The sequence below is a fragment of the Natronobacterium texcoconense genome (assembly GCF_900104065.1).
Lineage (GTDB): Archaea > Halobacteriota > Halobacteria > Halobacteriales > Natrialbaceae > Natronobacterium > Natronobacterium texcoconense.
Genome location: NZ_FNLC01000002.1, coordinates 629,900 through 644,557 on the forward strand (window position 1 = coordinate 629,900; position 14,658 = coordinate 644,557).

A 14,658-nucleotide genomic window follows, 5' to 3' on the forward strand; every position below is an offset into this window, starting at 1 on the left:
CACCCGCTTCTCTGAAGCCGCTAACTCTCCCAATGCAGGTTCGAAGACCGAGTCCATCGTCCAGAGAAGGTTGCCGACCGTACTTGTTGGTTGATATTATCGAAGCGATCGAACGTAGTGAACCAGACCAGTCATCGACACGTAGCTGCCCTCACTACTTTATTCGTGCTCGTCGATTGGAGGCGCATGACTCATCGAGTCCTCGTCGCGTTCGACGAATCGCCCCAGTCGACGGTCGCGCTCCGTCACGCCCTGTCGACGTACGACGATTCGGAGATTCACATGCTTCACGTGACCGACCTTCGAGAGTGGCCCCGTTCGGACGGGAACGGCGGTCTCAGTCGGGAAGAGATACACGAACTGTCCCAGGACGCCGCCGAACGACTCCTCGAGGAGGCGACCGAAATCGCACGGGAATACGACGCCGACGTAACGACCGAGACGGCGACCGGGAAGGCGGCACCCACGATCGTCGAATACGCGGAGGAGAACGACGTCGATCACATCGTGCTCGGGAGCCACGGTCGACGTGGCCTGCGGCGATTCTTGCTGGGGAGCGTCGCGGAACAGGTCGCACGTCGCTCGCCGGGTACCGTGACGATCGTTCGGCAGGAGCAGGGGGACGAAGAGACGTAGGTTTCGTCGCTTCCCGGTCGGAACGACATCCGGAATCGGACTCTCGAGTCTCTCGCCGCGGTCTCGGGGTAGCCGTCAGTTCGATATATCCGCTCGAGAGCCACACCGATCCAGACGTGAGGCAGCGTTAACTGCCTCTGACCCGGAGATGGGATACTGGATTCTAGAATGATGCTCACGCCACAACTCGTCTCCGAGTACGATTCGAACGCACCCGACGAGACGGAGACGGCGACGTTCGGACTCGGCTGTTTCTGGGGCCCCGACGCAGCAGCCGGCGCGATCGACGGCGTCGTTCGCACTCGAGTCGGCTACGCAGGCGGCACGAAACCCGACCCCTCCTACGACGTCATCGGTGATCACACCGAGGTCGTCCAGGCGGCGTACGATCCCGACCGGATCTCGTTCCGGAAGTTGCTCGAGTGGGCGTTCTCGGAACAGCAGCCCTACCGCCAACCGAGGAAACGCCAGTACCACAATATCGTCTTCACCGAAACAGCCGACCAGCACGAACAGCTACAGGCGTTTCTGGACGACAGCGATTTCGATCGGGACCGCCTCGAGACGCGGTTCGAAGAACTGGACGAGTGCTACGTCGCCGAGGACTACCATCAGAAGTTCCAGCTTCGGGGGAAACGCTGGATCACCGACGTCTTCGACGAGGCGAACTACGACGCCGAGGACGTCAGGGAGTCACCGGCGGCGGCGAAGTTGAACGCTCACGCTGCAGGTCACGAGGTAGACGTTCCCTTTCTCGAGCAGTCCTACGATCGACGGTCGAAATGACGTGTTGCAGAGTCCTCGCTCTCCAGTTCTGCTCTCGAGAGTGACTCGATTGCATTCGATGGATTTGCACGCTAGAAGAGAGGGGCTCGACCGGAGATCCATCCCAAGATTTTAGCCGCTATTGGAAGTGTGTCCGGCATGGCTCGGGGGCTGGATCCGACGGAGGAGTACGACGGGTCGATAACCGTCCGACTTCTGGACGACGAAACTGGAACGGAGGACATCAGCTGTCCGTCCTACGAAGACGCGATCGAAGTCGTCAAAGAGAACCGGTATTCGGTCACGGCAGCGAAGATAATAGACCGGGACAGTAACGTCGTCTTCACGTCCGCCGAGATGGAGATCGACGACTGGGAAGCTGCCTGGCGGCGGGAAAAACGCCGCCAGTCCGTCCAGGTGGAGGAATACGACTGCCCCTACGACAGCGTCTCCTGTTTCGCCGACGATCTGTGCGTACAGTGCAAAATCGACACGGTCCAGGAGCAGTACTGAGGGGCTTCCGCCGTAGTCGAACGATTGGTATTTCGCCTCTCTCGAGTCTCCAGTATGAATTCGTACGTCGGCGTCGACTGGGCGTCGCGGGGCTGGCTCGCCGTCGAAACGAACAGTCGAGAGTGGACCGCGAGCATGCATCCGTCGATCCACAGCGTCTGGTTCACGCATCGTGACGCGGACTCGATTCTGGTCGACGTTCCGATCGGACTCCCCGAGGATCGGCGACGGGAGTGCGATCGACAGGCGAAGGAGTTCCTCGGTCCGGAGCGTGCCAGCAGCGTATTCTGGACGCCCTGTCGGGACGCCGTCGAAGCAGACACCTACGAGCAGGCAGCCGACGCGAACGAGGCGTGTCGCGGTGACGGCCTCTCGAGTCAGGCGTGGGGTCTCATCCCGCGAATTCGAGAGGTCGATCGACTCCTCCGGGACGACGAGCAAGCCAGGGAGACGATACTGGAGTCCCATCCAGAGGTTTGCTTCGCGGCTTTCAGCGAGGACGGACTTCTGGACTCCAAACACGGCAGTGTCGGTGAAGACGAACGTGTCGCCTGCCTCGAGCGGGTGAACAACTCGGTATGCGGTGTCTTCGAGGACTTCGTCGCCACGCACATCGAGAGTCAGGAACCCTGGGCTCGACGAATCGGGAGTTCGAATCGAGACGATCTGCTGGACGCGATGGCACTCACACTGACTGCAAAATTCGGCGACGGGGAGTTCGACACGTTCCCGGCGGACCCGCCGACGGATCGAGAAGACCTGCCGATGCAGATCGTCTACGCCGACGTCTAGTTCGGCGTGGAACTCGGGCTACGTCGCCACCACGTTGCAGGCGGGCCCGTATCACGGGATAACTGACGGGACAGCCGAAGACGCAATCGTCGACGCGGTGATGATGGGGGATACGGACCACGATCAGGGCCGTCGCCGGCGCCGTTGCGAGTGCTCGGTTCGGAGCGAGTGGGCTTCCCGAACGAGGAGGCGCCCGAATCGACGAGACAGCGGAACCGCGTCTGCTGGCGGCCGAGTTGTTCCACGGGGACGGTGCTAACCAGCTTGATACCGTCGTACTCGCTATTGTCTGGGACGTCGATTCGACTCATTTCCTCACTTCGGATTAAAGCGAACGTGGGATACCCCGCCAATTCGAAAATCGCAAGAACGCGGCACGATTCGGGATTCCGTTTTACGAAGTTCCCGTGCACGTTCCGTTTACCTCGGGTCAATGCACGAAGGAGAATCGTCAGGCAGCGTCGGGAAAAGGATGCTCCGACGGGGATTTGAACCCCGGTCATTGCCTCGAGAGGGCGACTCTCTTCGCCGGTGATATGTCCACCGTTGAGCACTCCGATTATCCGCGAATTGGTGTATCACGTCCGCGTCACCCATGATTGATGGGTGCCTAGTATATAAAATGGCGTTGCGTTGCCCTCCAGGCAAGTTTCATTCGCCGGAATCAGTTTCCGGGCTGGCTTTTTACCAGTCTCCAGCACGTGGTCTTTAGATTGTCTTGGATTCCCTATAAGAAAGCTGCCTCAATAGCTCTCAAACTCGCACTATGAGCGATGAACGGTTCTGTGTGGTTGCTGGTGTCCCAGGTCATGACAGAACACGTAGCCCCGGTTCAGGGAGTCGGACCGGCTGATGAGATGCAATCTGTATGAGGTGACGTTATAAGGCCTAGTCTATCGACTTTGAACCGACTTCGTTCCGAACTCAGGGTAGCTATGCATCCTCAATCGGCGGCCGCAAATCCCGCCAGCGAAAATCGACTTGTTCACCAGTCTCTAACTCAACCCGATAGAGGTGGTTGTCCCGCATATCACCAGTAACTGCATCCGCATCATCAGTCAATAGCGCAGTAACACGGCCGTGCTTACCATGATACTCTTCATGATCTGGATCAGTCTCGTCAGGAATATCGATCCGGACACGGTCACCCGTCGAGAACCGCTGCATTACCGAAGCAAACGATACCGAAGACAATCAGAATTCTGGAATCACTACCACGCTGCCGAACACCACGTCACCCCATCGTTTCGACCGATATCTACACCCACGCAAGTTCCGCGTTATGCTGTGCGAGGTACTCCGGGTTCAGACTCTCATCTGCCATTGGGATTCGCTCACCGTCTTGTTCGATGATAGTTCGCTGTAACAGCTCGCTTTGCGTCTCGAACGACGGGTTCACTTGCAAACGGTAGTCTCGGTCAATTGTGAACACTCCGCGGTCAAACGCCGCGTGATGCGTCTTACTAAGCGGTAGCACGTTCGCCAAATCCGCCCGGTATTCCGGGAACTCATTCCGTGCCAACATGTGCGCGATGTCCAGCAGGCCAGGACGATCAACACCCGAGACCGGGAACTCTCCGTCATGCCGCAAAATCACCGTCGCACGGAACTCAGGATCAACTTCACGAGCGTGAATCGTCGTCGCGCACGTCCCAGCACTCATGCCGTCGTCGGTCATCGCTGGGGTCCATTCCGAGTCACTCCACTCCGCAACAGCATCTTCGACGAAGGACCGACCCTCGCCTGTCAACACATATGCGTCACCTCGTTCCTTAACGAGCCCCATACTTCGCAACCAATTCACTCGCTGACGCGCCATGTCCGTCTCCCCACGACTCCATCCCAACTCCGGGTGCGTGTCTAACTGCTGCTCACTCACCTCCTCGAGCGTCATCGGCCCGGCAGACAACGCATATAGAAGACTCCGAAGCCCGACATTGCGATCACACATGATCCAAAGCAATGTTCCCACATCACCCTGTTGAACGGACTCCCAGCCAGCGTCACCGATCCGCCACCGCTCATCCGCCTGCTGCAAGAAGCCGACCTGCCTAAGATAACTCACTCGGCGCATAATCGAATCCCGACTCGTCACATTCGAAAACGACCCGCGATGCCACCCAACGAGCTCATCTATCGTTGGCTGATGTGCCTCCACGAACTCAAGAACCGCATCCAATGTCTCAACATATCGCGTTCCACCACCAAACATCGGGACAATACTACGCAGACGATCCGGAGCCATACAGAAACAGTGGCAATGCCAGATGATGGTCCTTTTCTTATCAGAATTTATTACACTCCAACGGAACGACCCCCGGTTTCCTCGATCAAATTTACGAACGGTTGGAGCAAGACCTTCCCGTTCGCCGTCGTTGTCGTTGGCTGGTTATTTCCCATCAGTGTATTCCATTAACTGCATGATAGTGCAAGAAGGACAAATGACACATAGCACGACTAACTCGGAGATCTTCAGTTGACCACCAACAACTAGTCAACTGGGAGTCAATGATAGCGTTCACTCACGAGAAAGGCTGATTTTCTGTGGGGTCTTCGCCATAACCGTTCAATCCTCGACGGCGGACGCATCCGACTCAACTGAGAAATCGAGGATATCTCTCAGCGTATCGTCGATGTCCTCTCTGATGCCCTCGACATCCCCGTCGGAGCGCTCTCTTTTCTCGAGTTTATCGAAAAGTGCCGCCAGCCGATCAACGACTGATACCTCAAGTTCACGAGGGTCGATCACTGGTGCACTTTTCAGTGCGCCAAGCTCGATCTTCTCGAGACCGGAGTAAGATCGACTTACCTTACTAATCTCTTTCCGGACAATATTGCTGTTGAGATAGGCTAAGAGTGCCTTAACCGACTGTTCATCGGGCTCAAAATTGGGGTCGATGTTGTGGAAGTTATTGAGCGTCCGAACATTTGCCCCATTATATATGAATTGTGAGCCCGTTCGGCTCATGTATTTCGCGAGTATCGGGGCAGGATCGCGCTGGTCTACGCAGTACCACGGATTTCGACGATCGAAGAGTTCTCGATCTGTGTCGAACGCTTCCTCAGCGTACGAGAGGTACTCGTCAAGGAGATCCCTATCAACGAGCTTTTTTCCGTTTTCGTACGCATATAGGAGCCAGACATCTTTTCCCTTTGCTCGCCACTCTTCCCAGTCCTGCTTCGTGATTTCATAGCCAGGAATGTCTTGGGCGCTCTTGATGATTGGCTGGAGGAAACGGTCGGGTATGTTGTGCTCTTCCAAGTCGGCTTCATTCAGGCAAAAGAGATCATTGTTTCCTGTCGCGATACCGCGTTTGATCTGTGCGATGTCGCGGAACTCGCCCAGCCCTTTGATCTCGTCCATCTCGGTCGGGGAGAAATAGTGCTGCCAGTCGTCCTCCGGAGACAGAAGACGTTGGAGCAGGTCGACACGATAGCCATCTTCTTCCGGATCGTCTGGGAAATCGATATTAAGTAGTTCATTGATATTATCGATGTCCGGCCACTTTGGGAGGTTGATGAATGTTGTCTCGTGGTCTTCTGGCGCCTGCTTGTACTCTAAGAACACGAGGGTCGCTGTAGTCCGAACTCCACGGAAAGTGTTTTCATCCTCATCGAGTTGAACAATCGCATCGATCTGGAACCGATTGAGGAGATATTGCTTAAACGGAACACCAAATTCTGTTTTCATGAATCCGGACGGAATGATGAAGGCTAACCGTCCTCCTTCGGCGACGAATTGGGCAGCATGAGCGATGAAATATACATATAGCGGAGATTTGCCGTGGAAGTCAATCCCTGTCTCTCTAGAGACCGTTTGATTGGCGTTCGCTTTGAGGTCTGGCTCCAGCGCCTGCGATCGCGAATACGGTGGGTTTGCTACGACAGCGTCGACGGTCTCTGTTTGAACTCGACCACTCTCGGTCCAATCATGCGCCGTGAAATCCAGGAAATTCCCTTTCTCGAGCACTGGGCTTCCCGGCCCGTCGACGAGTTTGAGCGACACTGCCGCCATTGACACTGACAGCTCATCGATATCGTTTGCCCTGATGTCTTGGAGTGGTTTGTTCGCTCCCTGACGGAGTTTCTCAGATATGGCCGCAGACGAGAGCATGCCGGCGCCAACACCCGGGTCAAGCACGATGTCGTCTGCGTCGTCGATTGCCCACTTAGCTAGTATGTTGCTGATGTAGTTCGGGGTGGCAAATTGCCCCAAATCGCGTCGGTCTTCTTGTACAAACAGTCGTTCATACACCATACTGAGACTCTCTGCCGGATGTGATACCGCGCCGAGCGCGCTCCGGAGGGCTAGGACGGTTTGGATCTCCGTTTCAGTAAGTTCGACGATCAGGTTTGCTGGGACACTGAGTTCAAAACCTTTGTCCTGGGTGATCCGTTCGGCCTCAGCAAAGCGGGCTTGAAAGTCCGAATCTACAGATAGTTCCTCGAGTTCCTCGTGTTCTGGCTTGTGCAGCGAATAGAGAGCGCTCTTGAGATAGAAGTCGAAGATACATGTTCGGGACAGGATTTCCTTGGAGCGTTGGGAGTCGTCCATGTTCCGATCAGATAGCCACTGTTGGTGTCGGGTAGGAATCTCACCGGTGAGCGACGTCCGTTGACACAGGTCGGACGCAATGCCGTCGATCGTCTCGATAAGTAGACATACGACTTCCTGTTGGTCGACGTCCACTTCCCCGGAAGAGTTATGATCGATTGCCAATTGGTCTAACTTCCATTGGTAGGCAGGCCCAACTCGAGAACTTTTGATGATTCCGAGCGATCGGAGCGTTTTGAGCTTTTTAATTGTTAATTCGTAGGAGCAATCAACTATCGATTCGATATCAGTCGTATCCGCAGGTGCTGTCTCGGCGACAGCCGCGAGAAAATCGTGGAGGGGATACTTCAGTTGTGGCTGGTCTTCCCTTAGATCCCGACAAAGCGACATGCTTGTGAAAATACAGTCATCTGTAATGGTACTTTTGATCGGCGATGAATACCTTTGGAGAAGATCAGTCCTCAGGTAAGACTCACAAACATCTATGACTGATCGATGGCGCAGTAGTCACTCGGTTGCGGTGACCAAAGGTCCTAAATCCTAGATTCGACTCCGGAACTCGTCTTCGAAGGCACTGCAGGAATCGGGTTGGAAGTCGACTTCGATGGTTGCGTTGAAGGAGGCCGTAGTACTCGGCTTAAGATCACCTCGAACGAGGCAGACGCCGTCGATGGAGAGAACATTCTCGGTTATCTCGTCGGTGGTCACCAACGTAAGAGATGTCGTCTCCTGAAGATTTTCGCAGGTTTGAACGGCATTAGAGTGGTCAGCTGTCTCCGAGTCGGATTCGATCGTGAGTATCGTAACGTCGATATCGAGTTCCAGAAGATTGGATTCGATCTTCTCGACAAAGCGTGGGGTAAGTTCTGTACTCTGAATAAGCACCTCTTCACGGGCAAACGATAGGTAATCATGCAGCAGCCCTTCAGTATTGAAGCTACTCGAGAAGGTGTCTTTAGGAGTATCGACTGCTTGGAGAATTTCACTCAACGCACCGCGTCCCAGCGATCGACTACTGACGAAGGGGCGATCGAACGTAAGGAAGGAGCACTCCTGTGTTTCCTCGACACAATGTTGGCATCCATCCCAGCACAGCGGTGCATCGCGCAAGATGTCTCGAATTGAGTTTCGCGATTCGTCGTCCGCCACTTCAGCGGCGTCGACGTCACCCGAGAGCTCATCCAACACGTTTTCGGATGCGTCCTCATTTTCTTTCTCCTCTGTGAGATATTCGTACACCGCTCGACGGACTGATTTTGCATGTGGGTAGATGTGGTCTGAATCGAGTCCTGTAAAGGCTCGAGCCATCAGTTCGGCGTGCGCATGCTCTTCCTCGAAGTTTCTCGACTGCAACGAACTGTATTTACCTTGGACGTCTTTCTCGTGTGCGGTGAGGAACTCTACAACGGGCGTGATTAGATCGGCGACTGTCTCAAGCCCATTATCAGCAAGTTGGCCGGCAAATTCGGAGAGATATCCAAATCCACCAACTGCTGTTTCGAATACGACGATCCGGGTCTTATTTGACGTTGAGGTCTGAACGTCTGAGGCCGGATGCTCGAAATAGTATCCGAGATGGTCTTTCTCGGCGCCAAACCGCATGCACAATCGGTCCCGTAGAAGGTGCGAAAGCGTGTGCAAGAGAGTAACTTCGGCAAAATCACGTGCATCTTCATTCTCTTCGAAATCGACACGTCGTGCCTGCTCGCCAAGATTGGGGTCACCTTTGAGGCCAGCAGCAGCGCCCATTTTCATTTTGTCAAAGGCGTTGAATCCGTTCTTACGATCAACTTGATCTTTATCTTCATGATAGAGTAGATACTTCAGCCCAAGCCACTCCTCAATACGAGTCGAGGAGTCAATCACATCCAGAACAAGGTCTGTCAACACCTCCTCCTGGAAGTCAAGTTCGAGTGCGCTCACCTGCCGCATTCGGAACCCAATTCCTTCTTGGAGGAATACACTCCCACTCCACATATAGCTCGGCTGCGAGTTGAACGATACTTCATCAATGAAGGCGCGAAACTCGCCTTTGTCGGCTAACCCCAGCGAAAATAGCGGGCGATCGTGATATCGTACAGCTCCAATACGCTCAGGTTCACCGCCGGATGAATCCGCGTAGTGTTGAAGGACGGTTGGATATACCTTGTAGAGCCGATCGTATCGTCCGTCATGTCGATATTCGCTACAGCCACCCTCAGATTGTGGATTCTTTTGATGGGGACACTGGTGACGAACAGGACATTTATGCTTGCTTGAGGCGACGACAAAGGCTTTCCGACAGTGATTGGTGTGTGAGAGTGAATCGTGGCTATACTCCATATGGACTGGTGGGTACTGCCACGCATTCCTTGAATCGAGTGAGTCCTTCTCATAGATGACCTTACTCTCTGAACCTGATTCAAACTGTGAAAAATTCAACACCATTGGCTGTACGATGGTCTTATCGAATTCATCCAATGGGACTTCGTACTCATCTCGAGTCCCATGGCTGCGATAGCTCGAACTACCATACAGCCGATGGTCCTCTGCTTTTAGATAGCTTATCGGCGGAAGCAAGAGTTCGTACGGCTCTGTATTGCGCAGCTGGAATGGCGTATACCCGTAGAGTGCGCTAATACCTTTCTTACTCATACTGTATCTCCCTCCATCTCAAACTCAGGCTGCGGCGCTTCAAATGTTCCTGTGAAGTGGATTGAATTCTGAAGAATGGTATTCAGAACGGGGAAGAGATGTGCCCCTCTAGCACGCTGATACTCAGATACTAGTTCTTCGAACCGACTCAGAACGTGAGTTGCAGCTAAGACTTCCAGGTTCTGTCTCTGCAGTTCTTTCACTTCGTCGAGGAGTGACTCGATTTCGGACTTAAAGTTGTCCTCTCGTTTCGGTTCGAATCGCTGTACAGAGTTTGTCAGGTTTTCTGTAATCTGGTCCATGTGAAGATTATATTTCTCCTCAAGTTCTGCTGTTGATCCGTATTCCCCGCTCACCCAAACCATCAAATCCATGAATAATAGATCATGCATTTCGGATCGTTCGGGTACTTGTTCGATAGCTTCCCGGAGATCTTCCTCGTTCTCTGCAACCCACTGCTGCAACTGCCCTGGATCTCGCGTATACCACGCATGTCGGACTGTTTCTTCCAAATCATTCACAAGGTGTGTGATAGTCCGAAGAGATTCGGCAGTTCCCTTGATTGGTTCCATGTATTCATCCGGGAGTTCTGGGAGTGCTTCCAAATCTCGTCGAACAGATTCGAGTTTTCGACGGACCTGCCGAAGTTCATCGTAGTAGCGCTGGGATTTTGTGAGAATACGCTCAGGATCGATATCTGATGCATCTTCGGTGGTCTCATAACCCGAGATGATTGTGCGGAGTTGCGCTAGGAATTCCTCTCGCTGTCGTTCGAATGTTTCTCGGCGTGTGCTCTCGGGGTCGACAAACGATGCCGGAAGTTCGGTCGCCTCAACATAATCGACCAGCTGTTTTAAAAACTCGATCAGTTCATCCTTTGATTGGAGCCCATCGATCCCATCAGCATACGTTTCGTGGCCCTCTCGAGCCATCCGATGGAGCGCTCTCGAAAGAACATGTTGCACTTGGATTGATGCACTATTCCCAATTTGTGAGGGCGAGAGATTCGACACGTTCTCGAGTTCCTGTCGGAGTTCCTCGTCAAACATGTACATCATGCTCGAGGGAGACGATGAGAACTCGATAATCCCTAACCCAACTCGATAAGTATCGGGATTGCGACCTGCTCGACCGATCCGCTGGATTACGCCTTCGTTTTTCCCCGGTGGAAGTTTGTACTGGAGAACTGCCGCGACGCTATTCAGATCGACGCCCATTTCGAGCGTTGATGTCGACAGGAGGAGTCGTTTCCCACCATCAGCAGCATTAAATGAGTCTTCAATTTGGTTCCGTTCCAAGTCATGAAGTTCGCTGGTGTGGGTTCCGATGCTGTCCGCAAACGCGTTCATCGTATAATCCTGGAACTCACCGCGGTTCGACTCTTCCCATTCTGTAGGTAAGAGGGGCTCCCATGAGAACGGATCATCTTGATCGTACTCCGAATGCGTATGTCGGATGACCTCTTCCCCTCGGTTCCCGCTCGGCGACAAAATGTACTTTGCAATGTAACTGTACTGTCGGTTGATCTCGGCGATGCTATCGATAAAGTTCAGTGCCCGATAATTCCTTTTGGTACACCAGAGGTTCAGACACTGGACCATCGCTTCATTTAGCGTCTCTACACTCCGGTTCGGTGGTGGGAGGACGTAGTAGTGAACTAGGTGGCGTTCATCTTCAACGCCAGCTGCTTCAAGAACCTCTGAATAGTCGACGTGAGCGACTTTTCCCCTATCCAGTGTTGTGAGATTCTTCGCGAATTCAACTGGGTTTGAGAGTGTCGCTGATGAGAGAACGAACTGGGGAATTTCGCCTTCAGAGCCTGCCTCCTTCAACAATTGGAGAATATATTGGACATGCCCCCCTACATAGTTTGTGTAAATATGCGCTTCGTCCAGTACGATGTATTCTAAATCGTCGTATCGGGTTGCATTATCTCCTCGTGAACTACGAAGGCGGTGATACACCGACCAGACAGTACTCAACAAAATTGTCGGAGGCTCCTCTGCTATCGATCTCTTGGTTGGGAGGATATATTCGAATGTCTCCTCACAGGCAGGACATCGTACTTGTGGGACCCCTGTGACGGCATCAATGATGAGGTCATTATCATCACTCTCTTGATCGCATCTTGGACAAGTGATCCCAAAGAAGCTCTCTTCCTCCTCATCTGAGCTGAGGTCTTTTGGCGTATCACCATGATCGACGCCGACCGATATCGGTGGGTCTCCTGCTTCTTCGAGACGGTTATTCAGACGATCGAGTCGCGGCAGTAGCGTTGACAGCTGATCTCGGATTAATGCTTGTCGAGGATACAGCAGAAGCGATGATGTCTGTGTTCTTCCTTCCTGGTCGAGTGAATCAAGAGCGTGTTTAAATGAGGGAATCGAGAATGTAAGTGACTTCCCAGATGCAGTTGGCCCATCAAGTGTGAGGCATTCGTTCCTCTCATCAAGGATCTTTTTGATGGCCGCTGCCTGATGGCTCGATAGTCCATCGATCTCTGCGTCGCCCCCCTCAACAGCATAGGTAATGAGATCGGCCTTTTCATTGCTCACCCCTGCACCACAGAGCAAGTCGTGGAGATCTCGCTCTCCAAAGTCAGGAACTTTCTCGGTCTCGATAGAGATGTCGGACTCGAAGACTAGTGGATCGTTTTCGTGTTGATTCCGGATGTTCGAGAGTCTGTGTAAGAGGTCGAAGTGGCTCGATCGGTATCCAGCATCGAACTTCAGGAGCATATCGTCGTCAAGTAAATCAGCTGGCGAAGTTGCCCCCACAAGGCAGTCGGTGAGCTCTTCCTCGGTAAGATATGTTTCCTCTGGGGATAGCGATTCTCCGTGATTTCGATATAGTGACTCCTCATATTGGAGGATAGCTTGGTAACTCTTGATCGTCTCGGAATTTGGTGTTGTCATGTTAGAAATGGTTATCGTGTGTGTTGGGGGTCCTGTGGCTGTGCTGTCGGATCGAGTTCCGGTAGGATTCGATCTGCATCTTTATGCTCTCGGATAGGTTTAAATTCCGCGAGTCGGAGAAGAGGTTGTGGTAGCGTTGCTGTCCGACGTCGGCCAGTTCCTTTCTGCGGGTACACTTGCTTGAAAGCCTCTTCGACAGCGGCTGGAGAGTCATTATGTACGCGTGTGATGGTTTTTTGCCATCTCTTCACTTGGTCTGTTGAGCGGTCACCGTCTGTCCTGACCGAAATCACGAAGCCAGCTTCGATTAGTCCTCTGTAGAACGGGACTGCGGGTACGGCGTCCAGTCGACTCGCTGCTTGGGCGACACTCGACCAGGCTCGATGGAGGGTGTCGGGCGACACGTACATATTCTGTTCTCCGGTGTCCATGACCGCAAGTTCTGTGAGGGAGCACAGTAGCCGGAACGTAGCAATAATCAGCGCTGTTCGGGCACTATATGAATCTAAATCCAAGTTCCAGAGATCACGGATCTCCGCATTGAGGTTATCGTCCCCGGAATCGATCGCAATGCTCAAAATTCGATTCGTAGTCGTAAAGGCACCTTCGAAGACGGAATAATCGGCGTAAAACTCTGCTCTCCTCTCGTTTTCAAGGAGATCACGGTAAAATTCAATCTCAGTTGCGAGGAAGCGATAGTGGTCTTTTGACTCAATCTTTGCAGTTTCTCGGAGCTCCACAAGCGCGAAGTACCAGCTCATCAGTGCGAGTTCCGCAGACACTGATGTTTCCGGATCATCCGTAAGTATCGTCCGGAACCCTTCGTGACAAAGCTGGACGACCTCTTTCGACCCATATTCCAGCCCGTGTTCGTGAGTTACTCTAAGCTGCTTGAGACACATTAGTGCCGCATCTTCTTCATCCGATTCATGTGCCTTGCAAGCGAGTTCCGGAATAAATTCCACTAGTAGTGGACGGAAAAGCGATTCTCCCGATAGGTTCGTTTCATCGGGTAGTTCAACCAGTTCGTTGTTGCACTCTACGACGTCATCTTCTCGAACATCGCTTGCCTGAGTCGTGTCCACCTCTCGAATCAGGGGAAGGTTCGCGGTCTGAGTCCGATCAATAGTCTGGGTACTGGACGGCTTCCCGAGCTTAGTATCAAGGACTGACCGAGTGATCTCTTCGGCTTTCGTCGTCATTACTTCGACTCCGTTCGACCAGGTCGAATTCGAGCCGTCATCAATCTGGGAACACAGAAACTCGTGAAATCCCCGTAGTGGGTTCTCATCAATACGTCGGGACTCTCTCGTATTCCGTATTTCACTGAGATATTTGTCCGTAGTAATCCTGGTTTTGTAGGCAGCGATGACTCCTGACGGTGTCGCAAGCGTCAGGGAACGTATGGCGTACTCTGCAACAGCAGCAAAGCTCACGCCTGCTAGGACGATCATTGAGGCGGCTGTCGCAAGCCGTAGCGTTGGGGGGACTAGATCTGATACGACGAGTACTACTGCATTAATAAAGAGCGAAATACCGACTACGATCAGTGTCAGTTGGAGGTGGCGGTTTTCCGTGAATAGCCAGGTGAGTCTCGGTGAGTATTGGGGACTCGTCAACTGCACGCCGACATATGTGAGTGAAAATACAATCGCAACAACACTCGCCTGACTTGTGAACAGTACATCTGCGAGTGTCCCGGGAGCGTTTGCCGAGATAATCGGCCCATTGTACTTTGCAACCTTCCAACCGACCAGCGAGACCAACGCAAGGAGAGCCGCACCTATCCCGAAAATAGGGCTTATCTCACCAATCCGCTCATTCCAACCCGTCACCGAGATATAGCAC

At 53.2% G+C, this 14,658-nt stretch carries 10 protein-coding genes and 1 tRNA gene; 4 read left to right on the top strand and 7 right to left on the bottom strand.

Annotation, left to right across the window (positions count from 1 at the left end; translation table 11 throughout):
* Positions 1-186: 186 nt before the first annotated feature.
* The 4 genes from BLR35_RS10490 (at position 187) to BLR35_RS10505 (ending at position 2,706) form a co-directional block, all read left to right on the top strand.
* The gene (locus BLR35_RS10490) at positions 187-636 is read left to right on the top strand and encodes a universal stress protein (RefSeq protein ID WP_090381417.1); all 450 of its coding nucleotides are present in this window, start codon (positions 187-189) and stop codon (positions 634-636) included.
* A 168-nt stretch (positions 637-804) separates the two neighbouring features.
* Positions 805-1,422 carry a peptide-methionine (S)-S-oxide reductase gene (locus BLR35_RS10495; RefSeq protein WP_090381419.1) on the top strand — a complete coding sequence of 206 codons (618 nt, stop codon included), beginning with the start codon at positions 805-807 and terminating at the stop codon, positions 1,420-1,422.
* A 138-nt stretch (positions 1,423-1,560) separates the two neighbouring features.
* Positions 1,561-1,914: a hypothetical protein gene (locus tag BLR35_RS10500; protein WP_090381421.1), complete on the top strand. Its 354-nt coding sequence runs from the start codon at positions 1,561-1,563 to the stop codon at positions 1,912-1,914.
* A 54-nt stretch (positions 1,915-1,968) separates the two neighbouring features.
* Complete coding sequence (locus tag BLR35_RS10505; RefSeq protein WP_090381424.1) at positions 1,969-2,706, top strand: DUF429 domain-containing protein; 738 nt, start codon at positions 1,969-1,971, stop codon at positions 2,704-2,706.
* Between the two features lie 473 nt (positions 2,707-3,179).
* Here BLR35_RS10505 and BLR35_RS10515 read toward each other — a convergent pair.
* From BLR35_RS10515 to BLR35_RS10545, 7 genes are all read right to left on the bottom strand, one after another.
* Positions 3,180-3,263, bottom strand: a tRNA-Glu gene (locus BLR35_RS10515).
* Positions 3,264-3,639: 376 nt separating this feature from the next.
* The gene (locus BLR35_RS10520; protein WP_090381427.1) at positions 3,640-3,873 is read right to left on the bottom strand and encodes a DUF8139 family protein; all 234 of its coding nucleotides are present in this window, start codon (positions 3,871-3,873) and stop codon (positions 3,640-3,642) included.
* Positions 3,874-3,964: 91 nt separating this feature from the next.
* Positions 3,965-4,951: an HNH endonuclease gene (locus BLR35_RS10525; protein ID WP_244510226.1), complete on the bottom strand. Its 987-nt coding sequence runs from the start codon at positions 4,949-4,951 to the stop codon at positions 3,965-3,967.
* Between the two features lie 321 nt (positions 4,952-5,272).
* The gene (locus BLR35_RS10530; RefSeq protein WP_170831011.1) at positions 5,273-7,261 is read right to left on the bottom strand and encodes an N-6 DNA methylase; all 1,989 of its coding nucleotides are present in this window, start codon (positions 7,259-7,261) and stop codon (positions 5,273-5,275) included.
* A gap of 540 nt (positions 7,262-7,801) precedes the next feature.
* A complete protein-coding gene (locus BLR35_RS10535) occupies positions 7,802-9,895 on the bottom strand; it encodes a hypothetical protein (protein WP_139169270.1) in 2,094 nt (697 codons plus the stop codon).
* On the bottom strand, positions 9,892-12,810 hold the full coding sequence (locus BLR35_RS10540) for a DEAD/DEAH box helicase (protein ID WP_090381438.1): 2,919 nt from the start codon (positions 12,808-12,810) through the stop codon (positions 9,892-9,894). Before BLR35_RS10540 ends, BLR35_RS10535 begins: the two co-directional genes overlap by 4 nt.
* 11 nt (positions 12,811-12,821) lie before the next feature.
* The gene (locus tag BLR35_RS10545) at positions 12,822-14,645 is read right to left on the bottom strand and encodes a DUF2254 domain-containing protein (RefSeq protein WP_090381440.1); all 1,824 of its coding nucleotides are present in this window, start codon (positions 14,643-14,645) and stop codon (positions 12,822-12,824) included.
* Positions 14,646-14,658 lie beyond the last annotated feature (13 nt).

Bases quoted from the DNA above. Each gene is read 5' to 3' on its own strand.
- BLR35_RS10490 (WP_090381417.1), top strand. From the start codon at position 187: ATGACTCATCGAGTCCTCGTCGCGTTCGACGAATCGCCCCAGTCGACG.
- BLR35_RS10495 (WP_090381419.1), top strand. From the start codon at position 805: ATGATGCTCACGCCACAACTCGTCTCCGAGTACGATTCGAACGCACCC.
- BLR35_RS10500 (WP_090381421.1), top strand. From the start codon at position 1,561: ATGGCTCGGGGGCTGGATCCGACGGAGGAGTACGACGGGTCGATAACC.
- BLR35_RS10505 (WP_090381424.1), top strand. From the start codon at position 1,969: ATGAATTCGTACGTCGGCGTCGACTGGGCGTCGCGGGGCTGGCTCGCC.
- BLR35_RS10520 (WP_090381427.1), bottom strand. From the start codon at position 3,873: ATGCAGCGGTTCTCGACGGGTGACCGTGTCCGGATCGATATTCCTGAC.
- BLR35_RS10525 (WP_244510226.1), bottom strand. From the start codon at position 4,951: ATGGCTCCGGATCGTCTGCGTAGTATTGTCCCGATGTTTGGTGGTGGA.
- BLR35_RS10530 (WP_170831011.1), bottom strand. From the start codon at position 7,261: ATGGACGACTCCCAACGCTCCAAGGAAATCCTGTCCCGAACATGTATC.
- BLR35_RS10535 (WP_139169270.1), bottom strand. From the start codon at position 9,895: ATGAGTAAGAAAGGTATTAGCGCACTCTACGGGTATACGCCATTCCAG.
- BLR35_RS10540 (WP_090381438.1), bottom strand. From the start codon at position 12,810: ATGACAACACCAAATTCCGAGACGATCAAGAGTTACCAAGCTATCCTC.